This window comes from Candidatus Dormiibacterota bacterium (genome assembly GCA_035544955.1).
Classification (GTDB): Bacteria; Chloroflexota; Dormibacteria; order CF-121; family CF-121; genus CF-13.
In genome coordinates, this window is the sequence record DASZZN010000012.1 from 48,998 (window position 1) to 69,104 (window position 20,107).

The 20,107-nt window shown below is 65.3% G+C and carries 24 protein-coding genes; 12 read left to right on the forward strand and 12 right to left on the reverse strand.

From position 1 onward, the window contains the following. Positions 1–404 precede the first annotated feature (404 nt). Genes VHK65_04260 through VHK65_04270 form a run of 3 tightly spaced genes read right to left on the reverse strand, consistent with a single transcriptional unit; the run spans position 405 to position 2,954 of the window. Positions 405–1,502, reverse strand: coding sequence for an ABC transporter permease (locus VHK65_04260; protein ID HVS05362.1), 1,098 nt, complete (start codon positions 1,500–1,502; stop codon positions 405–407). Beyond that, positions 1,499–2,218 (reverse strand): ABC transporter ATP-binding protein, encoded by a 720-nt coding sequence (locus VHK65_04265; protein ID HVS05363.1) that lies wholly within the window; start codon positions 2,216–2,218, stop codon positions 1,499–1,501. The genes VHK65_04260 and VHK65_04265 overlap by 4 nt, the downstream gene beginning before the upstream one ends. Continuing rightward, complete coding sequence (locus tag VHK65_04270) at positions 2,208–2,954, reverse strand: TetR/AcrR family transcriptional regulator (protein HVS05364.1); 747 nt, start codon at positions 2,952–2,954, stop codon at positions 2,208–2,210. Before VHK65_04270 ends, VHK65_04265 begins: the two co-directional genes overlap by 11 nt. A 109-nt stretch (positions 2,955–3,063) precedes the next feature. Between VHK65_04270 and VHK65_04275 the strand changes: the two genes are divergently transcribed. Genes VHK65_04275 through VHK65_04285 form a run of 3 tightly spaced genes read left to right on the forward strand, consistent with a single transcriptional unit; the run spans position 3,064 to position 5,230 of the window. Beyond that, positions 3,064–3,867, forward strand: coding sequence for a DNA-formamidopyrimidine glycosylase family protein (locus VHK65_04275; GenBank protein ID HVS05365.1), 804 nt, complete (start codon positions 3,064–3,066; stop codon positions 3,865–3,867). Between the two features lie 3 nt (positions 3,868–3,870). Beyond that, a complete protein-coding gene (locus VHK65_04280; GenBank protein HVS05366.1) occupies positions 3,871–4,665 on the forward strand; it encodes an SDR family NAD(P)-dependent oxidoreductase in 795 nt (264 codons plus the stop codon). After that, positions 4,652–5,230 (forward strand): GNAT family protein, encoded by a 579-nt coding sequence (locus tag VHK65_04285; protein ID HVS05367.1) that lies wholly within the window; start codon positions 4,652–4,654, stop codon positions 5,228–5,230. Before VHK65_04280 ends, VHK65_04285 begins: the two co-directional genes overlap by 14 nt. Positions 5,231–5,294: 64 nt before the next feature. Here the strand turns inward: VHK65_04285 and VHK65_04290 are convergent, their stop codons facing one another. The 7 genes from VHK65_04290 to VHK65_04320 all read right to left on the reverse strand — a co-directional run bounded on the left by VHK65_04290 (position 5,295) and on the right by VHK65_04320 (position 12,458). Continuing rightward, complete coding sequence (locus tag VHK65_04290) at positions 5,295–5,738, reverse strand: ester cyclase (protein HVS05368.1); 444 nt, start codon at positions 5,736–5,738, stop codon at positions 5,295–5,297. A gap of 206 nt (positions 5,739–5,944) precedes the next feature. Continuing rightward, the gene (locus tag VHK65_04295; GenBank protein ID HVS05369.1) at positions 5,945–6,346 is read right to left on the reverse strand and encodes an amino acid-binding protein; all 402 of its coding nucleotides are present in this window, start codon (positions 6,344–6,346) and stop codon (positions 5,945–5,947) included. A gap of 52 nt (positions 6,347–6,398) precedes the next feature. Then, positions 6,399–6,752 carry a hypothetical protein gene (locus VHK65_04300; protein HVS05370.1) on the reverse strand — a complete coding sequence of 118 codons (354 nt, stop codon included), beginning with the start codon at positions 6,750–6,752 and terminating at the stop codon, positions 6,399–6,401. Further along, on the reverse strand, positions 6,700–8,079 hold the full coding sequence (gene glnA, locus VHK65_04305) for a type I glutamate--ammonia ligase (protein HVS05371.1): 1,380 nt from the start codon (positions 8,077–8,079) through the stop codon (positions 6,700–6,702). The genes VHK65_04300 and glnA (VHK65_04305) overlap by 53 nt, the downstream gene beginning before the upstream one ends. A 204-nt stretch (positions 8,080–8,283) precedes the next feature. Further along, positions 8,284–9,741 (reverse strand): type I glutamate--ammonia ligase, encoded by a 1,458-nt coding sequence (gene glnA / locus VHK65_04310; protein ID HVS05372.1) that lies wholly within the window; start codon positions 9,739–9,741, stop codon positions 8,284–8,286. A 156-nt stretch (positions 9,742–9,897) separates the two neighbouring features. Next, on the reverse strand, positions 9,898–10,551 hold the full coding sequence (locus VHK65_04315; protein HVS05373.1) for a hypothetical protein: 654 nt from the start codon (positions 10,549–10,551) through the stop codon (positions 9,898–9,900). A 38-nt stretch (positions 10,552–10,589) separates the two neighbouring features. Next, positions 10,590–12,458 carry an ABC-F family ATP-binding cassette domain-containing protein gene (locus VHK65_04320; protein HVS05374.1) on the reverse strand — a complete coding sequence of 623 codons (1,869 nt, stop codon included), beginning with the start codon at positions 12,456–12,458 and terminating at the stop codon, positions 10,590–10,592. Between the two features lie 134 nt (positions 12,459–12,592). Between VHK65_04320 and VHK65_04325 the strand changes: the two genes are divergently transcribed. Together VHK65_04325 and VHK65_04330 are read left to right on the forward strand one after the other, a co-directional pair. Then, positions 12,593–12,973 (forward strand): hypothetical protein, encoded by a 381-nt coding sequence (locus tag VHK65_04325; GenBank protein ID HVS05375.1) that lies wholly within the window; start codon positions 12,593–12,595, stop codon positions 12,971–12,973. Positions 12,974–13,018: 45 nt separating this feature from the next. Then, positions 13,019–13,699, forward strand: a complete 681-nt coding sequence (locus tag VHK65_04330) for an MgtC/SapB family protein (protein ID HVS05376.1) — start codon at positions 13,019–13,021, stop codon at positions 13,697–13,699. A 99-nt stretch (positions 13,700–13,798) separates the two neighbouring features. Here the strand turns inward: VHK65_04330 and VHK65_04335 are convergent, their stop codons facing one another. Continuing rightward, positions 13,799–14,584, reverse strand: a complete 786-nt coding sequence (locus VHK65_04335) for an enoyl-CoA hydratase-related protein (GenBank protein ID HVS05377.1) — start codon at positions 14,582–14,584, stop codon at positions 13,799–13,801. Next, complete coding sequence (locus tag VHK65_04340; protein HVS05378.1) at positions 14,581–15,354, reverse strand: enoyl-CoA hydratase-related protein; 774 nt, start codon at positions 15,352–15,354, stop codon at positions 14,581–14,583. The genes VHK65_04335 and VHK65_04340 overlap by 4 nt, the downstream gene beginning before the upstream one ends. Positions 15,355–15,436: 82 nt before the next feature. Between VHK65_04340 and VHK65_04345 the strand changes: the two genes are divergently transcribed. The 7 genes from VHK65_04345 to VHK65_04375 all read left to right on the forward strand — a co-directional run bounded on the left by VHK65_04345 (position 15,437) and on the right by VHK65_04375 (position 19,952). Beyond that, a complete protein-coding gene (locus VHK65_04345) occupies positions 15,437–16,012 on the forward strand; it encodes a hypothetical protein (protein HVS05379.1) in 576 nt (191 codons plus the stop codon). Positions 16,013–16,157: 145 nt separating this feature from the next. Beyond that, positions 16,158–16,520: a DUF5658 family protein gene (locus VHK65_04350; GenBank protein HVS05380.1), complete on the forward strand. Its 363-nt coding sequence runs from the start codon at positions 16,158–16,160 to the stop codon at positions 16,518–16,520. A gap of 42 nt (positions 16,521–16,562) precedes the next feature. Next, complete coding sequence (locus VHK65_04355; protein HVS05381.1) at positions 16,563–17,015, forward strand: hypothetical protein; 453 nt, start codon at positions 16,563–16,565, stop codon at positions 17,013–17,015. 81 nt (positions 17,016–17,096) lie between these two features. Then, positions 17,097–17,543 carry an Rrf2 family transcriptional regulator gene (locus VHK65_04360; GenBank protein ID HVS05382.1) on the forward strand — a complete coding sequence of 149 codons (447 nt, stop codon included), beginning with the start codon at positions 17,097–17,099 and terminating at the stop codon, positions 17,541–17,543. After that, on the forward strand, positions 17,543–18,358 hold the full coding sequence (gene moeB, locus VHK65_04365) for a molybdopterin-synthase adenylyltransferase MoeB (protein ID HVS05383.1): 816 nt from the start codon (positions 17,543–17,545) through the stop codon (positions 18,356–18,358). The genes VHK65_04360 and moeB overlap by 1 nt, the downstream gene beginning before the upstream one ends. Then, positions 18,355–19,152 (forward strand): HesA/MoeB/ThiF family protein, encoded by a 798-nt coding sequence (locus VHK65_04370; protein HVS05384.1) that lies wholly within the window; start codon positions 18,355–18,357, stop codon positions 19,150–19,152. Before moeB ends, VHK65_04370 begins: the two co-directional genes overlap by 4 nt. Further along, positions 19,152–19,952, forward strand: coding sequence for an S-methyl-5'-thioadenosine phosphorylase (locus tag VHK65_04375; protein ID HVS05385.1), 801 nt, complete (start codon positions 19,152–19,154; stop codon positions 19,950–19,952). The genes VHK65_04370 and VHK65_04375 overlap by 1 nt, the downstream gene beginning before the upstream one ends. Positions 19,953–20,107 lie beyond the last annotated feature (155 nt).

Genomic DNA, 20,107 nt, shown 5'->3' on the forward strand with positions numbered 1-20,107 from the left:
CACCTCCAGAAGGAGGAAGAGAGTCGCAATCCTCCCCCGTTCGACAGCTCAATGCTGGCCCTGGGGGGTTCCACCGAACAGATCGCAACCTCAGCCTCATCAGGGGCGGTCCTTGCGATGACCCGCGCTCGATCGCTGCTCCCTTCGCTCCGGAAGGTCCATCGCTCATGGAGAGTTTGCCCTTCGGCATATTCGTCGTCATGAATCAGCAGGAAGCTGATGAGCGTGCGGTCCGCCTTCGGACGCAGCTCACCGAAGTTTCCCTCTTGATCCCAGAGGAGCTTCCCATTGACAGCCAGTTCGAAAGGGACCAATTCGACCCAAATCTATACCGCCGTGCGCTCAGCGCGGGATCCAGGTGATTGTGCGACAGAAGCCGCTGTTAGACGTACCGTCAGATGCGATCAGGCGATGCGGCGGCGGAGAGTTGCGGCGCCGGCGAGGATGACGAGGACACAGAAGCCCAGGACCACCCCGACGTCAAGCTGCAGCGATGACCAACTCAGATCGGCGCCCTTGATCATGATGTTCCGCAGCCCCTCGACGGCATAGGTCAGCGGCAGCACGCGAGACAGCGCCTGAAGCGGCCCGGGCTCGGTGCTGATGGGGAAGATGATGCCCGCGAGCAGCATCTGCGGGACGATGACGAGGGGAATGAACTGCACCGCCTGGAACTCGGTGCGGGCGAACATGCTGAGGAAGATGCCCAGGTTGACGGCCGCGATCGCCATCAACGCTTCGAGCAGGAAGATCAAAGCAACGTTGCCCACGTTGTGGACGTGCAGCACGACGAGACTGAAGGCGAGCACCTCAGCGGATTGCACCAGTGCCAGCACCGTGAAGCCGAGCATGTAGCCCAGTACGATCTCCGCCCGACGAAGCGGACTCGCCATCAAACGCTCCAGCGTTCCCTGACCGCGCTCGCGGAGGAACGCCACGGCGGTGATGACGAACACCAGGAAGAAGACCACCAGGCCGATGAAGGCGGCGCCGAAATAGTCGAGCGTGTCGAAGCTAGGCCCACCGTAGAGGAAGGTGATCCGCGGTGCGAACTGAATGCCGCCGGCCTGGCCGGCGAGGGCGACGAACGATTGACTGACCGCCTGCACGACGCTCTGCGAGAGGCCCGGCTGGCTTCCCTCAAGGTGCACCTCCGGGGCGATGACGTGATGTTGTTGGGCCTGAACCGAGAAGTCGGACGGCAACAGCACATATCCAGCAATGTCGCCCGACCGCAGCTTGGCTTCGGCGTCCACCTGCGACATTGCTGACGCGGCTACGGCTTTCGAACTCTCCAATGCCGAGGCGACGACGCTGCCAAGGCCGCCACCGTCGAGGTTGACGACGCCCATCTTCGGCACGTCGCCGCCGCCGCGGAGTAGGTAACCGAGGAGGGCCAGGATGATGAGCGGCGCCCCGAACAGAAGGGCCAGGGTGCGACGATCCCGACGGAACTGGTGCAGGAGCCGTTGCGTGATCGCGCGGACGCGGCTCGCGCTCATCCGAGCGACGCCTCGGAGAGCTTGAGGAAGGCATCTTCCAACCGATCGACGCCGGCCCTCGCCTTGATTTCGGCGACGGTCCCTTCGGCGAGCAGTTTGCCGAAGCGGATCAATCCAAGACGGTCGCATCGCTCGGCCTCGTCCATGACGTGGCTCGAGACGACGATGGAGGTCCCGCCGGCTGCCATCTTGCGAAAGCCGTCCCAGAGTTGGACCCGCAGCTGCGGATCGACGCCGACCGTTGGCTCGTCGAGGAGCAGCAGATCCGGTTTGTGGACCAGGGCGCAGGCGAGCGAGCATCGCGTCCGCATCCCGCCGCTGAGCGTGCTCACGACCGATTTCCGACGATCCCAGAGGTCGACGAAGTCGAGCGCCTCGCGAACGCCGTCGACACGCCCGTTGATGGCGCCGAAGAAGTGGACGTTCTCCTCGGCCGAGAGATCCGGATAGAGCGCGGCCTGCTGCGTCATGTAGCCCACGTGCGCCAGAACCTCGAGCTGGGGCATGCGGCGGCCGAGCACGGTGACCGTGCCCTCCTCTGGGGCGACCAGCCCGACGAGGCTGCGAATCAGCGTCGTCTTGCCGGCCCCGTTCGGGCCGAGCAGTCCGTAGACCTCGCCGCGCCGGACGCGCAGGCTGACGCCGTCGAGGGCTGTCTGCCTGCCGAACCGCTTGACGACATCCTCAGTGTCGACCGCATAGGCCTCAGTTGCCACGAGTCGGCGCCTCCGGTCCCATGCCACGCAGCCAGACACTGGCGAACTGGAGCACGACGTCCTCACCGGCGGGAACGTCGACCATCGCCTGGCTCATTACGGGCGCGGCCAGCATGTGAAACATCACGCCGCCAACCAGGCTCTGCACCGCGATCATCGGATGCATGCGCCGGAGGCGCCCGGCGGCCATCTGGCCGGCAAGATATTGAGCGAACGTTCCGAAGGCGCGCAAGCCCGTTTCGGCAAAGGCCTGGGCGAACTCCGGGGTCATGGATGTGACCTCGAGCAGCAGGGTGCGAACGATGCCCGTGTGTCCCGCGACGGTTCGATACGCCGTCAGCACGATCTCGGGGATGACCTCTTCGGGCGGGCGGTCACCGGCACGGGCGAAGACCGCCATGACCGGCTCGAATGGAGAGTACGCAAGCAGGATGGCCTTGAACAGCGCCGACTTGCCGGGGAAAAGGCGATAGAGGTTCGCGCGGGAGACGCCGGCTTCAGATGCGAGCGCATCCATGGACAGGTCGTTCAGGGTTTGGGCGCGGAGCAAGCGGATCGATGCATCGAGGACGCGCTGTCGCGTATCCGGCTCCGGTTGCACTTCAAGCGCGTGCAGCAACTGGGCGCGTGATGGGAAGGCCCGGTAGAAGGTGGTTCGCGACACGCCCGCCGCCGCCGCGATCTCGTCCACCGACGCCTGTAGGTCGCGGGACAGCAGCCGCGTCGCCTCGCTCATGATCCGCTCCCTGGCTGGAGCCATATTCTGTCGTCACGAGACTAGACTGGACGTCCAGTCTTGTCAAGCAACAGATTTACACGCCATTTATGCGGTAGCCTGACCGCCAGTGCCTGAACTCCCGGAACTCGAAGTTCTGCGCGAATACCTCGGCCCGCGACTCGAGGGGAGGAAGATTGCCCAGGTCTGGACCTCGCCCAAGCTGAGCTTCCTGCTTCGGACGCCGCCGGACGAGTACGCCCGGCAACTGGTGGGCGGGACCTTCGAGCGAGTCTGGCGCCGTGGCAAGTTTCTGATCTTCGATATCAGCGGGCAGCACCTGGTCATCAACCCGATGCTGGGCGGCCGGCTCCAGTGGACGAAGGCCTCCGAGAAAGTCGCGGCCTCGACCGTCTTTCGCATCACGCTCGAAGGTGGCGACGAGCTGCGTTTTCTGGACACCGTGAAGATGGGGCGCGTTTACTGGGTGGTGCCGGGGGCATTGCCGACGATTCCGGGATGGGCGGAGCTCGGCCCGGACGCGTTAACGGCGACCTTCTCCGAATTCTCGCAGCGCATCCGCCGTCACCCTGGCGAGCTAAAGAATTTGCTCCGCAACCAGGCGTTCATCGCCGGAGTTGGCAACGCCTACTCCGACGAGATTCTTCATGAGGCCGAACTCCTGCCTCTGCGTAAGCGAACCACGCTCAAGCCCGACGAGCTGTCACGGCTCTACGCAGCGACGCACAAAGTGCTGAGCTCGGCCATCGAATCGATAAAGGCGCAGCCGGGCTACGAGCCGCACAAGCAGGATCGGAGCTTCATGGCCGTGCACGGCAAGGCGAAGGGAAAGTGCCCGCGCTGCGGACATCGGATCTCGGAGCTGACGGCGCGGGGCGAGGCGACCGATTTCTGTCGAGGCTGCCAGCATTAGCGCGTGCGCCTGAAGAACGCACGCGTCATCGTAACCGGCGCGTCGAGCGGGATCGGCCGCGCCATCGCGCTCGAATTCGCCCGGCGTGGCGCACGGGCCGCGCTCGCGTCGCGTAACCGTCCAGGGCTGGACGCGGTCGCCGCGCAGATCAAATCGGAGGGCGGCACGGCGGTCGTGATTCCGACGGATGTGACGGAGGAGGGCGCCGTCGAGCAGATGGCGGATGAGGCGATTCGCGAGCTCGGCGGGATCGACATCCTGGTGAACAACGCGGGCCAGGGTATGAGTGCGACGATCAGCGATGCGTCAAGCGCCGACGTGGAGACGCTGTTCAGGCTCAACGTACTGGCCGCCGCGGCCGCCATCCGCGCGGTGATCCCGATCATGCGCGCGCAGGGCTCCGGCATGATCATCAACATCTCGTCGATGGCCGGCCGCATAGTCGTTCCGCGGATCGGGTACTACTCAGCGAGCAAGTTCGCGCTGACTGCGATCGGCGATGCGCTGCGGATGGAGGAGTCGCATCGCGGCATCAAGGTGATGAATGTCTTCCCGGGGACGACACGTTCCAGCTTCGGCGAGAACCGCCTCGGCACCCGCGGCCGCCAGGCACACCAGGTGCTGCCGCCGGTGTCAGCCGAGAAAGTCGCGCGGCGTGTCGCCCAGGCGGTTGCCAGCAATCAGCGCTCGGTCTACATCTCCTGGTTTCCGGATCGTGCCGGTCTGGCTGCCAACTGGCTCGCCGGCTGGGCCGTGAATGGGATTCTGGGATGGTGGGCACGACGTGCCGAAACCTGATCAAGAAACGGCCCTCGAGGTCGGTGAACGCGTCTACCTCCGCGAGCCCACGAAGCGCGAGGGGCCGCAGATCGTTGCGGCGAACCGGCTGAGCCGCGCTTTCCATCGGGGCTGGGTGCGGCCGCCCACCGACGCGGAAGCCTTTACCAGGTGGATGACCCGCTGCCGCCAGCCCAACGTCAAGTGCTTCATCGTCTGCCGGCTCGTCGACGATGCAATTGTTGGCGTCTTCGTCGTGAGTCAGATCGTCCGCGGAATGTTTCAGAGCGCCTACCTCGGCTATTATGCCGAGCGGCCGCATGACGGACAGGGCTACATGACGGACGGTATGCGCCTGGTGCTCCGACATGCGTTTACGAGCATGACGCTGCACCGCGTCGAGGCGAACGTCCAGCCGGAAAACGCCGCGTCGATTGCCCTCGTCAAGCGCTCTGGCTTCCGGCTGGAAGGTTTCTCGCCGCGCTACTTGAAGGTCGCGGGCCGCTGGCGCGATCACCAGCGGTGGGCGATGACGATCGATGACTGGCGGCGCCTTCGCCGGCGACGTGGTGCGCCTTCCGGTTAGCCAGCATCAGCTGGTGCCTAAGAGAGGCGGTCTCCTGACCGCCCCTCTTGCGCGGATTGGTTCTCTAGCGGCCGGCCGTCACCGCTTGCGGGGTCGGGGCAAGGCCGAGTTGCCGAAGCATTCCAAGCTGGTCTATGACTCCCCAGTGCTCGGTGATCTTGCCGTTGACGATCTTCACGATGTGCGTCTCCGCCCACTCCGCGCGCTTCCCGGTGGCCGGCATCCCAAAGGCCTCACCCTTATGGGTGCCGCTGACGGTCGAATAGCCGGCCACGAAGTCACCTTCGGCAACCTGGAGATCGACGCTGAACTTTAGGTCCGGAAATCCTTTGCGCATCTCCGATACGACCGCCTTGAGTCCCTCGCGGCCTGCGGGCATGCCAGGCGGGGGTTCGCCGTGCTCTTTGACATCGGGCGCGACGATCTCGTCGATTACGGCAAGGCGTCCCTGCTCGAACACCTCGAGGGGAATGCGCCGGGCGATCGCCTTGTTCTGCTCTGTTGACATCTGATGTCTCCTTGTCCGGCTCCCTATTAGGAAGTCGTCACTGATTGAGGTATCGACCTTGAAGGGCCAGGCTCAAGCTCAACCCTGAGAATGGAGGGACGTCAAAGCGCCCCGACGTGCCTTGTTGTGGGGTATACTCATTCGTGACGGTGTTCACCCCGTGAGGCTTTCGGCTTTCTGCAAGCCCTCAGGCTTCCGGCTGGAGACTATCGACGACTGGCGGCGCCTTCCCCTGCGGCAGCTCGCGCCTTCTCGATATCTTGCGCCCCGATCACGACACGTGTCTTCGTCGCTAGGTACACGGCGTTCAGGCTGACGCCAGCATTGGCGATCTTCCGGGTTAGCTTCCCAAGCGATCCGGGCTTGTCCTCGATGTCCAGCACCAGGGCGTCCTGCTCGCCGGTGACTCGAGCGCCCGCGCTTTGCAACGCTTGACGCGCCTTCCCGGCATCCTCGACCAGAACATGGCCCACGCCCTTGCCACCGACGACGAATCCGCAGATCCCCTCAATATTGACGCCGGCCTTGCCCAGCGCTTCGGCCGCAGCCGCCACGGTTCCCACTTTTTCGTCGAGCTCGATCGTCAGATCTTTGAGATGGTGCGCCATTTTGCCGACCTCCTTGGTCTCTCGTGCCGACGGATCAGGCGCCCATTCTAGGCTAGATAAATCGAGCCGGATCGTACAGCCAGTTCAAGCCCAAGCCCAGCAGGGCGACCGCAAACGCCATCACCACCAGCAGTAGCCCGACGCGGCCGACCCGCCGAAGGACGGGCGCCTGCCGTTCGAACGGACGCGACCGATCGAACCACAACGTCCAGATCGCGACCGGGAGCACCGGCAGGGTGCGAAGCACGATGCGGAGCAGCGGACTGGTGGCGATAAACGCCTCGATGACATAGAACCCTGCCAGGACGATGAGGACCAGGACGACCGCGATCAGCAGGGGGCCGTGAAGCCGGCTAGTAAGCCTCGAGGTATGCGTCGAGCTCCCATGGGGTGACCTGCTTCTCATAGCTCTGCCACTCCATCTCCTTCGCCTCGATGAAACGTTCGAGGAGGTGGACACCCAGCGCATCGCGCATCACCTCGTCCTGGCGGAGGTCCTTGAGGGCCTCGGCGAGCGAGGCGGGCAAGTGGCCGAGCTGGTGGCGGGCGAGGCGCTCGGGATCGAACGCATAGAGATTCTCTTCGACCGGTGGCGGCAAGGGCAGCTTCTGACGGATCCCCGAGAGGCCGGCGTGGAGCATCGCGGCGAACGCGAGGTAAGGATTGCACGAGGGGTCCGGCGCCCGGAACTCGATCCGCACGGACGCGCGATCGCCGCTGCCGGCACGCGGCACGCGGATCAAGGCCGAACGGTTCATCTGGGCCCAGCTGATCGCGACCGGTGCTTCGAAGCCGGCGACGAAACGCTTATAAGAGTTCACCAGTGGGGCAACCAGCGCACATAGCGCGCGGGCGTGGGCCAGCTGACCGGCGATGAAGTGCTTCGCGACGGGAGACAGCTGGTACTGGTCGGCGCGGTCGTAAAACGCGTTGGTGTCCTTGCCGGCCTCGGTCAGGACCTGGTGGGTGTGCATCCCGGATCCCGCCGCACCGAAGATCGGCTTGGGCATGAAGGTCGCCAGCAATCCCCGGCGCTGCGCGACCGCCTTGACCGCATGCTTGAGCGTGACGAGCTGGTCCGCGCTCTTGAGTGCGTTGCTCAGGGCCAGGTCGAGTTCGTACTGCCCCGCAGCGACTTCGTGATGGCTGGCCTCGACGGTGATCCCCAGGCGGTCCAGGGCCCCCACGATTTCCTGTCGAACGTCGCTGCCCACGTCGACCGGATGGTCGAAGTAGCTAGCACGATCATGCCGCCCCGGTCGAACGCCGCCGGTGGCGGTGTCCGTATTCAGGAGGAAGAACTCCAGTTCCATGGCGACCGAGTAGTCGAAGCCAAGCGAGGCTGCCTCGGCCAGAGCCCGGGCCAGCACGCCGCGAGGATCGCCGGCGAACCGCTCGCCCTCCGGGGTCATGAGATCGCAGATCACCTGGGCGCCCGGCACGCCGTCTGCCTCGCCGATCGTCAGGGTGTCGAGGTCCGGGCGAAGGAACATGTCGCTCTCGAAGACCCGCGCGAATCCTTCCACCGACGAGCCGTCGAACCATTCGCCGTTGCGAACGGCATGCAGCAGCCGCTGCGTCGGGATCGTGATGCTCTTCACCGTGCCGAGCACGTCGACGAAGCGCAGGTCCAGGAACCGGATGGACCGTTCGGAGAGCCGCTCCATCGTCCGCTCGACGGTCTGCGCGGTCGCGCGGCCTGACGCCGCCTCAGTCTTCGCCGTCGGGCACACCTTTAGGCTTCGAGTCCTCTACCGGTTCCAGTTCGTCCCATGACGGGCCGAGCCGCGGGTAGTCGCCAGGTCTCCAGGGTTTATCGCGCTGTACGGAATTGTCCTCCATGACGTTTGCTCCTCTTCCGAGAGTCTAAAGGCGGCTGTCAGGGCGAGTGACAGCCGCCTCAACGGCGAACGCGCGAACGAATCGACTACGACGAACTAGATGTCGTGGTAAAGGTAGAACTCCCAGGGATGCGGACGGAGCGCCACCTGGTCGACCTCGCGGACGCGCTTGTAATCGATCCAGGTCTCGATCAGGTCCGTGGTGAAGACGCCGCCGCGGGTCAGGTAGTCGTTGTCGATTTCCAGCGCATCGAGGACTTCCGTCAGGGAGCCCGGTGTGCTCTTCACCTGACGCTTCATCTCGGGTTCGAGCTCGTAGAGGTCTTCATCGATGGGCTTGGGCGGCTCGATCTTGTTGATGACGCCGTCCAGACCGGCCATCAGGCAGGCCGCGAAGGAGAGGTACGGGTTGCACGACGGGTCCGGCGTCCGGAACTCGAGCCGCTTTGCCTTGGGATCGTCGAAGTACATCGGGATACGCACGCAGGCGCTGCGGTTGCGCTTCGAATAGATCAGGTTGATGGGCGCTTCGTAGCCGGGCACCAGCCGACGATAGGAGTTGGTGGTCGGCGCCGCGAAGGCGAGCAGCGACGGCGCGTGCTTTAGCAGCCCGCCGATGTACCAGCGACACATCTCGCTGATGCCCGCGTACCCGGCCTTGTCGTAGAAGAGCGGCACGCCGTTCTTCCACAGGCTCTGGTGGGTGTGCATCCCGGACCCGTTGTCCATGAAGAGCGGCTTGGGCATGAACGTCGCCACGAACCCGTTCTGGGCGCAGACGTTCTTGACGACGTACTTGTACATCATCACTTTGTCGGCCATGTTCACGAGCGTGTCGAACCGCATGTCGATCTCGGTCTGGCCGGCGGTGCCCACCTCGTGGTGATGGACCTCGATGTCGACCCCCGCCTCGATCAGCTTGAGGACGATCTGCGAGCGGAGGTCCTGTAGCTTGTCGGTCGGCGGTACTGGGAAATATCCTTCTTTGTAGCGAGGGCGGTAGGCGGTGTTCGGCTCGGAGTTCTTGCCGGAGTTCCATACGCCTTCGATCGAATCGATCTCGTACATGCCCGAGAACTGGTTCTGGTCGAACCGCATGCTGTTGAAGATGTAGAACTCACACTCCGGGCCAAAGAAGCTGGTGTCCGCGAGGCCGGTGGTCAGCAGGTAGGCCTCCGCCTTCTTGCCCACGTACCGTGGATCGCGCGAGTACGGCTCCCGCGTGATCGGATCGATGACGTCGCAGTTGATGCTGAGGGTTGGCACGCGCAGCACCGGATCGACGATCGCCGTCGACGCGTCCGGAATCAGCAGCATGTCGCTCTCATGGATGTGCTGGAACCCGCGAATGCTCGAGCCGTCGAAACCGATCCCCTCACTGAAGAGGCCCCGGGTCAACTCCTGGACCGGGATGGAGAAGTGCTGCCAGGTCCCGATCAGGTCGATGAACTTGAGATCGACGATCTTGAGGCCTTGCTTGTGGGCGAGATCGATGACGGACTGGGCATCCGCCTTTGTTTCCTTCTTCGAACGCACACCCTGATCGATCGCCATAGACAAATTCCCTCCACTTGAACGTGGTGATCCGACTGTGTCGATCCTAGGGGCGCCGATTGCCTACGTCATCGGGCCGAAGAGACGAGTTGAGGGAGCCCTTTTTGTGCAGAACGCCCAATAGACCCGAGGGCCCTTCGGCCGGTTACGCCAACGTCAGGTCGGACTGGGAGAGGGCGTTTGCAGCAGATTCGGGTTGACGTGGTCGACCGTCAGCGTGTAGGCCGACGGCGGGTTGAGCTCGAGGGCCAGAATGTATTCGCCTTTGCCAAAGCGGACGATGGACGTCGTGGCCGACGTTTTGTCCTCGGCCCAGCCCTCCTTGGTGAGTTGCGCCTCGTAAAAGGGGACGATGCTGTTCAAGTTCGTGGCGGTGAAGTCCTGGTAGATGGTTTCGGTGTCGGCCAGGCCTGGCCGCTCGTCGACCAGTTTGGTGCCGGGAGGCCGGGGAAGCCCATCGATCACCGGGCGGGTGAGATGGGTGTCGGCCCCGCTGAGCAGGGACGCGTTTTGGGCGCTCTCGACCAGGCTGAAGATGGCCAGCGTCCCCAGCACCGCTGGTACGACCGCGCCGCCAGCCCAGAGCAGCGCGCGGCGCCTCAAACCCTCCCCATGCCGGCGCAGGCCGGCGCGAAGTAGCACGACGATCGACATCGCGCAGAGAAGCAGTACGGCGGCTCCCAGGACCTCGAACCAGGCGCCCGGAAGGTATTCCGCCAGCTGGTCGAACGCGAGCAGCGCGGCGCCGATGGTCACGGCATACGCCAGCGATACCACCGGCACGAGGTACGGGCGGTCGTCGCTCGCCACCGGGCCGAGCCGGGGGGCCGACCGGCTCGGGTGCCGGCTTATTCGCCGGCGGCCTGCTCCCACTCCTGGTAGAGCGCTCGCAGGCGGCGGGACGCGTCCTCATGTGCCGCTGCCAGCTCCGCGACCCGGGCAGGGTCGTCATACGTCGAATGGTCAGCCAGCTGCTCCTCGATGCGGCGAACCTCAGCTTCGAGCTCGTCGATGCGGTCCTCGACACCGTTGACGGCCGCGCCGGGTTTCGCTGTCGCGCGGGCCGTGCCGGGTGTGATCGCACGACCGGATTTGCTTGGCTCGGGCGCGACGACCGGGCGGGACGCCCGCTGCCGGCGGCGCTCGAGGTCGCTGTAGTTGCCGAGGTGCATGGTCACCGTGCCGTCCTCGATCGTCCAGAGCCGCGTCGCGATCGCATCGATGAAGTAGCGGTCGTGCGAGACGAAAACGATGGTCCCTTCGAAGTCCTGTAAGGCCTCCTCGAGCATCTCCTGGGCCGGGATGTCGAGGTGGTTGGTGGGTTCATCGAGGAGCAACAATCCGGCGTCGTCGAGCATCAATTTCGCCAGCGCCACGCGGCTCTTCTCCCCGCCGCTCAACGACCGAATCGTCTTGAAGGCGTCATCGCCGTGGAAGAGTAGGCGGCCGAGAAACGTACGCAATGTTTCCTCCGGCAGACCGAAGGCATCCTGCAGCTCGGTGAGCACCGTCTTGTTGGGATCGAGATCGGCGAGGTGCTGGTCGTAGTAGCGCATGGCGACGCGCGGGCCCATCTTGACGCGGCCTGAAAGCGGGCGAAGCTCGCCCAAGAGCGCCTTCAGCAGGCTCGTCTTGCCGGAGCCGTTCGGGCCGACGATCGCAACCCGCTCGCCGGCGTTGATGCTAAAGGCCGGCATGGTCAGCAACTCGCGCTTGCCGTATCCAAGCCGGAGCCCGTCGCTCTGAAAGATGAGGTCGCTGGTAACCGAGGCCTTCAGCCGGATCCGGATCTGCTGATCGTCGGCGGGCGGCGCGACCCTGGCCAGGCGGTCGAGCCTGGTCTGCCGGCCGCGCGCCTCGCGCGCGCGCTGCCCGGCTTTGTAACGGCGGATGAATTCCTCGGTTCGGGCGATGTACTCTTGCTGGGCCTCGAATTCTTTTTGTCGCAGGGCGCGGCGCTCGCGGCGCAACCGGACGTACTGCCGATAATTCCCGGGGTACCACTCGCCCGAGCCGGCCTGAAGCTCCAGGATGTCGTCGGCGGTGTGTTCGAGGAACCGTCGGTCATGGGAGACGATCAGCATGCCGGCCCGAGAGAGACGAAGAAAACCCTCCAACCACTCGATCGCCTCCAGGTCGAGGTGATTGGTGGGCTCGTCGAGCAGCAGCAGGTCGGCGTCCTGCAGGAGGAGCTTGGCGAGCGCCAGGCGGCGGCGCTGCCCGCCGCTGAGCGCGCCGGGGGCAAGTGCCCGGTCGGCCTCGGTGAGCCCGACACCGTGGAGGACTTCGGCGACGCGGTTGTCGTAGGCGTAGCCGTCGAGGCGCTCGTACTCGTGCTGGACCTCACCGTAGTCCTCCACGAGGACGGCCTGCTCCGCGCCGGTCGCCCCCGCCATGGCGGCCTCCAGGCCCTCGAGGCGTCCGCGCAGGCTGAGGATGTCGGGCCGGCTGTGTAGCGCGTCGGCGTACACGCTCTCATGCGGACCGGCTTCCAGCTCCTGCGCCAGGTAGGCCGTCCGGGCTCGGGGTGCCAGGGCCACGGACCCGGCCGACGGAATGACGTCGCCCGAGATCGCTTTCAGCAAGCTGGACTTCCCGCTGCCGTTGGCGCCCACCATCCCAAGGCGTTGCCGTGGCTCGACCTGGAACGTCAGGTCGCTCAGTACCTCGGTGGCTCCGTACACCAGTTTGAGCCGGTCGACGCGAAGCAGCGGCATGTCACGGAAAGTCTACGGCTGAGTTGGCGGCCAACGTCCCAAAAAACTGACCCGATTTCTGGGAATAAACCCGGGACTGATTTGGTTTGCGAGCGTGTACGGCATTTCCACCGCGATCAAATGAGGGTTCGTTGATGATAGGATTGCTCGCCCAGACCAACGCCTATATCCGTGACGCCGAACAGCAGCACCGTGATCTCAAGGCGCGCAAGGACCAGGTTCGACGCCCCATCCAGCTGATCGATCGGCTGCTCCATGAGCTGGAAGAGATGAACCTCAAGGGTATGAAGCGCGTCCCCACCTCCTACGAGCCGCGGCTGGAGGAGATCCTGACCCTGGTCAGCCCGATCGCCGCGATGCCGGACCAGGTGGCCAACATCAAGGTCAAAGTCGGGATCACGAAGCTGATGGACGCCCTCTTCGCGGTCGAAGAGACGCTCTTCAGCGAGCGCAACGGGATTCCCGTCGAGCCGGAGGCCGAGACCTTCGACGGCGGGCTGTTTACCGCCGCGTAACCACTTTTCGTCGCAGCGACCCCGGCGTGGCAGTACCATAGCGCCGTGCCAACTGCCTTTGATCTCATGCTGCGCCTGCTGGTGGCGCTGGTCCTGGGCGCCATCGTCGGCCTGGAGCGCGAGCGGCAGGAGCGGGCGGCGGGGCTCCGGACGGTGACGATGGTGTCGATGGGATCGGCCCTGTTCACGATCGTCGGCGCCTATGGTTTCAGCCAGACGGACCCATCACGGGTGGCCGCGCAGATCGTCACCGGCATCGGCTTCCTCGGCGCCGGGACGATCTTCCTTCGCAAGGACCTGGTCCGTGGGCTGACGACCGCCGCCACGATCTGGGCGGTAGCCGCGATCGGCATGGCCGCCGGAACGGCGCAGTACCTCATCGCGTTTTTCACGACGCTCCTGATCCTGGCCGTCCTGATGGTGTTGAAGCCGATCGAACGACGCTTCTTCAAGCGGCCAAGCGAGGCGCAGGTCACCCTGATCGTTCCACGGGGCGAGGGTGAGATCGAGAAGGTGCGGGCGGCGCTGGCGGTGATCGGCTCGTTTCCGATGTCGATCCGGATTCACGAGCTCAACGAAACCGACGACCGGCTCGAGATCGATGTGGGCCTGCCCCACAATCGAACGACTGCCGAGCTGTTGCGCCAACTTCGGACGGTAGAAGGGGCGCGCCAGATCTTCATCTCACGCGAGCTCATCGAGGACCGCGTCCGCGCCGGGAATTGATACAATGGCTGCCTAAGTAATGGGAGGTGGTGCCCATGGCATTAATTGACTTAAGTGAGAGCGGCGGGTAACACCGCCGCTCTTTCTTTTTCCCCCTCCCTAGCGGCCGAAGACCGGCTTCCGTTTCTCGAGGAACGCGCGGATCGCCTCGCTCGCGTCTGGTGTCTTTGCGGCCAGGGCCTGCAGCTGCGACTCGAGCTCCAGTGTCTGTTCCAGGTCGAGCTGGATCGCCCGTTCCATGCCTCGCTTGATCAACGCGTACGTCTGGCGCGGACCCGCCGCGAGTTTGCTGGCTCGCTCCATCGCGGCGGCCATCAGCTGGTCGGGTGGCACGACGGCCGCCACGAGTCCCAGACGGTGGGCGTCGTCGGCGCTCAAGGGATCACCGGTGATCGCCAGCTCGGTGGCCTTGCTCAAGCCGAGCATCCGCGTCAGGAAGAAGAGGCTGCCGGCGTCAGGCACGAGGCCGACCCGGACGAACACCACGATCAACTGCGTGCCGGTGGCGGCCAGCCGCAGGTCGCAGGCGAGCGCCAGGCTCAAGCCGGCGCCGGCGGCGGTCCCGTTTAGCGCGGCGATCACCGGTTTCGGACAGGCGCGGATAGCGCGGATCATCGGCGTGTAATTCGTTCGGAGGTCGGCGCCGAGATCGCTGTCGCCGGCCTCGTATCGCGCGCTTACGTCCTTGAGGTCGGCGCCCGCGCAAAAGGCCCGCCCGGCTCCCGTGAGGATGATGGCCCCCACCTCAGCGTTACGCCCCGCGGCATCGATGGCCGTGCGCAGCGCCTGTGTCGTCTCACGGTTGAGCGCGTTTAGCGCCTCCGGCCGGTTGATGGTCAGCGTCAGGACGGCGCCGTCACGCGAGCTGAGAAGAACGTCGCTCATCGCCCGGTGAACTGCCCCGGGCGCTTTTCGAGAAAGGCCTTCATCCCCTCGCGTTTGTCCTCCGACGCAAACAAGAGATAGAAGAGCTTGCGTTCGAACTCCAGGCCCGGCGCAAGGCCGACCTCCATCGCGTGATTGACGGCCTCCTTCCCGAGGCGAACCGCCAGCGGCGGACGGGTAGCGATCATCTGTGCGAGGCGCTTGGCTTCTGCGAGCTGTGCGCCGGCCAGCACGACGCGATTGACCAGGCCCATCCGCTCCGCGTCGACGGCGCGGACCGGCTCGCCGGTGAGCACCGCCTCCATAGCGCGGACCTTCCCCGCGGTTCGGGCCCACCGTTGCGTACCCCCGGCTCCGGGAATGATCCCGATCTTCACCTCGGGCTGGCCGAACTGGGCCGTCTCTGAGGCCACCACCAGGTCGCACATCAGCGCCAGCTCGCAGCCACCGCCAAGCGCGTAGCCACCGACCGCGGCGATCACCGGTTTATGGATCGCCCGAAAGCGTGCCCAGCGCGCGAAGTTGTCATCGCGCAGGACGTCGATCGCGCTTGCCTCGGCCATCTGTCCGATGTCGGCACCGGCCGCGAAGGCGCGGTCATCGCCCGTGAGCACCATGCAGCGGATCGCGTCGTCGCGGTCGAAGCTCTCCAGCGCGTCGACCAGCTCGGCAATCGTCTGATGGTTGAGCGCGTTGCGGACCTGGGGCCGGTGGATCGTGACGACGCCGACCGCGCCATCCACCTCGGTGAGGACGAATTCGTACGACATCACTCCCTCCTTGCCGGCCAAGTCTAGCCGGGGATGACCCGGGCACCGCGCCAGTCGAGGGCCGGATTGGCGTTATAGCCTCGTGAACCGACTCGCTCTGGTATTCGCGCCAGTTGTTGCCATCCTGCTTGTTCCCCTGACGGTGGCGGCGGACGATCAGCCCTTCAAGACGGTCGTCGACAGCATCGTGCCAAAGACGGCGGGCCTCACGATCCAGGGGACAACCGGCGGCTGCGACCTGCTGCTCCAGAACCAGACTGGCCAGGACGTGATCCTGTTGGACATGAGCAAGCCACCGAAGCCATTCCGCTTTGCGGCCCAGCCCAAGGCCGCAACCCCCCGGCCCCCGATCCCGGTTCATCTGCCGGCCGCAGGCGTATGGCCGTGCGCCAGCCTTCCCGGGGTCAATGAGGACCAGCAATGGAACCATGCCGAGGCCACGGTCGGCACCTGGAGTGTCACTGGCACCGTCGGAGCGCTCAGCTTCAAACTGACGGCACGGACGGTCTACGATCCGGCGCTCGACCCACCATCCGACTGGACGTTGTACCTGCGTTACGGGGTGGGGGCTGCGGTCGCCGGCAGCATTCTCATCGGCGTCCCATACCTGTTCGTACGGCGGCGCGAGATCCTCGGCAACAGCAAAAAAGCCTCCTGACGAAAGTCGCGAAACTTGGCTCTGGACGGAGCTGCACGCTGCCCATATAATCCGGGCAGTCTTTCATAGGAGGGAAGCCGCCGAACTCAGAAAGCGTCAACGTGGACGTTGCTTTTCTGATAGCGGCTGTGTAGAGTCGGTTCCAATGATTGGGGAAGCGCGAGCATCGGTCACCCGCCGGGTCAAGGCCATTGGGGGCAAAGACGTCTCGACCGGGAAGAAGGCCTTCATCCTCATCGGGTTTTGCACCGCCCAGCTCCTCGACGTGACGACCACCCACATCGGCCTCTCGCAGGGGCGCCAGGAGCTCAACGGTGTTGCCGCCTGGATCATCCAGAACAATGGGGAGGTGGCGGTCTACGCCCTGAAGCTGTCGCTGGTGGCGGGGCTGGTGGCGTTCCTTCTGATGTTTGGGCGCCGCCGGGCCGGAATCTGGAACGCCTACCTGGTCGCCGCCTGGATCACCACGTTTGCGGTGGTCAACAATCTCTACCGAATTCTGTCCTAACCGGGCGGGTGCGCCGGCGCGGCAAAAAGCTAGATTGTGCACGTGGTCTTCGCGGCAACGACGTTTGGCCAGTTCCTGACACCCGTCTTTTTCTATGTCGTGATCGCGGCCTACATGGCCTTCGTGCTCGCATCGGCCTGGCAGTTCTCGCGCCGGCCGGAGCCGGGCCGCATCATGCGCGCCATCAACCTGACGCTGGTGCCGCTCGGGGTGCTCGTCGCACTGGTGGGGGTGCTGGCCGCCAGCTTCAACGCTTTTGCGCAGCAAGAGGGGACGCCAACCACCAACTGGGCGATCGTCATGGTGGCGCTCGGCCTGGGTGCGGCGTCGCTGCTGCTGGCTGTCGAAGGTTTCGTGCTGCGGGGCCGAGTCCGCTCATCGAACGAGGAGCGGCGTGCCATCGGCCTGCGAAGCCTCAGCCTGATCGCCACCACGGTTCCGCTGGTGGTCCTGGGTACGCTCTTCATCGCGATCGCGCTGCGCCTTCCTGTTTGACCGCGCAGTCGGCACGGTGCGATATACTTGACCGGGTAGATCAACTTTTAAGGGTCAACTGCCGTGCGAATGCGCTTTTCGATGAAAACCGAGTACGGCGTCCGAGCTGTCCTGGAGCTGGCGAGCCATGCCGGCCGGGGAGCGCTCCAGAGTAGCGAGATCGCCCGGCGGCAGGGAATCCCGGGTCCGTTCCTCGACCAGGTGCTGATGATCCTCCGGCGCGCCGGCTTCGTCACCTCCACGCGCGGGCCGCACGGCGGACACGAACTGGCCAGACCGCCGGAGGAGATTCGCCTCGACCATGTGATCGACTGCCTGGAGGGGAACGGCTCGAAGAGCCGCCAGCCCGACGGCGCGCCGACCGGCGACAGCCGGGTGCTGGGGCACGTGACCGAACAAGCCGAGCACGCGGCGCGCGAGGTCTTCGCTGCGCATACGCTGGCCGACTGCCTTCGCCTCCGCCGGCTCGAACCGCGGGTCTTCCATGGCATCTTCCACGCGGTGCCGGCCAAGCCAAAGGACGCGTGATGGCCGAGCGCTCCCTCACGCCCGAGCAGCGGCTGCGCTACGCCCGCCATCTCGCGCTGGCGGAGGTCGGCCCAGAGGGCCAGCAGCGTTTGCTGCGCTCGCGCGTGCTGATCGTCGGCGTGGGCGCGCTGGGATCGCCCGTCGCGCTCTACCTGGCGGCGTCGGGTGTCGGCACGATCGGACTGGCCGACCATGACCATGTGCGGCTCTCCAACCTTCAGCGACAGATCATCCACTCGATGGAGGGCTTGAACCGATCGAAGGTCGCCGGCGCGGCACGGGCGGTGAGCGCGTTGAATCCGGACGTCAAGGTCGAGACCGTCGAGGAGACCGTCGACGAACACAATGCGATGGAGCTGCTGGGACGGTACGACGTCATCGTCGACGGCACCGACTCCTTTCGGGCCCGCTACCTGCTCAGCGACGCGGCCTACCTGCTTCGCAAATCGTTGGTGCATGGCAGCATCTTTCGCATCGAAGGCCAGGTGACGGTGTTCGTTCCGGGCCACGGCTGCTACCGCTGCCTCTATCCGGAGCCACCGCCGGCCGGAGCCATCGAAGAATCCGAAGACGTCGGCGTCTTCGCGGCGCTCCCTGGGCTCATCGGCACCATCCAGGCCGCCGAGACCATCAAGCTGATCACCGGCGTCGGTGACGGGCTGGTCAATCGCGTGCTGCTGCACGACACCATGGCCATGACCTTCCGCGAAGTTCGCTACCGTCGCAACCGCGCCTGCCCGGTCTGTGGCGATCGGCCCACGGTGCAGAGCCTTGTCGATTACGACGCGTTCGTCGGCGTAGAGGCGCGTTCATGACCGACGCCCGCCATCACCGGCAACGGATCATGACCGAGGTGGGCGACGCCGGGCAGCGGCGGCTCGCGCGCGCCGCCGTGGCGATCGTGGGTATGGGCGGCCTCGGCGCACCGGTCGCGCTCTACCTCGCCGCGGCTGGGGTGGGCCGTCTGGGGCTGGTCGACGACCAGGAGGTCGAACTGTCGAATCTGAACCGCCAGATCATCTTCGAGGAGTGCGACGTTGGCCGGCCAAAGGTCGAGGCGGCTGCCGACCGGTTGCTCCTGCTCGACGCCGGGCTCCGCGTCGATGCCCGCCGCGAGAACGTCCGATCGTCCAACGTGGCCGAGTTGTTTGCGGAGTACGACCTGGTGATCGACGGCACCGATGCGTTCGAGACGAAGTTCCTCCTCAACGACGCGGCGGTCCTTAAGCGCAAACCGCTGGTTCACGGGGCGGTGCTGCGCTGGGGCGGTCAGGTCACGACGATCCTGCCGGACGCTCCATGCCTGAGGTGCCTGTTTTTTGAGCCGCCCGAGCCGGGCGACGTGCAGACCTGCGAAGAAGCCGGCATCCTCGGGGCGGCGACGGGCGTCGTCGGCAGTGTGCAGGCCGAAGAAGCCCTGAAGGTCGTGCTCGGCGTGGGAAGTCCGTTGAGCGGCCGGATCTTCCAGCACGACGGGCTTCTTGGTGAGACGCGAACGACCGCCTTTCCACGCGATCCCGATTGCCCGGTCTGCTCATCGCGGGCGCGCATCCGAGACCTCGCCCGCTACGAGGAGCAGGTCTCACCGCGCGGTCACGTCCTCGTCTGATGTCCGCGTCGGCTGAGGTCGGTGTGTTCGGCGGCTCCGGTTTCTATGAATGGTTCGCCGGTGCTGAACAGGTCGTGCTCGACACGCCGTACGGCCCGCCGAGTGCGCCGATCGCGGTTGCGGAGGTCGGTGGTCGTCGCGTCGCCTTCCTGCCACGCCATGGCAAAAAGCACACCATCCCGGCACCGTTCGTCAACTACCGCGCGAATGTGTGGGCGATGCATGAGCTCGGCGTGCGCCGCATCATCGGGCCGTCAGCCGTCGGCAGCTTGCAACCGGAGCTTCATCCGGGCGACCTGGTGATCTGCGACCAGTTCATCGACCGCACGACCGGCCGGTCGGACACCTACTATCTCGGGCCGGCGGTCGTCCACATCAGCGCCGCCGATCCCTACTGCCCGGAGCTGCGTGCGCTCGCGGGGCGCGTCGCGCGCGAGCAGTCGCTGCGCTTTCGTCCGGCCGGAACCGTCGTCGTGGTGCAGGGCCCGCGCTTCTCCACGCGCGCCGAGAGCCGCTGGTACTCGCGCATGGGTTGGGACATCGTCGGCATGACGCAGTACCCGGAGGTCATCCTGGCGCGCGAACTGGAGATTTGTTACCTCAATCTCTCGCTCGTCACGGACTACGACGCCGGCGTCGAGGGAGCGCCCGAGGTGGCGGCGGTGCAGGCGCATGATGTGATGCGGGTTCTCGCTGCGAACATCGCCAGGGTCCGCGACCTGCTCGCCACGCTGATCCCGATGATCCCGACCACCCCGAGTTGCGGCTGTCAACGGTCGCTGGAAGCGGCACGGATGTGACCCCGAAAAAAGAAGAAAGGCCGAGATTGGGGTCTCGGCCTTCAAGGAAGGGGAAGCGGGGATCACGATAAATGTGGGGGTGTTAAGGAGCAGTGAAGAGGCGGTAACGGCGCTGTCACAGGGCAGGATCGGACCCCGATCGATCGTCAGCTATA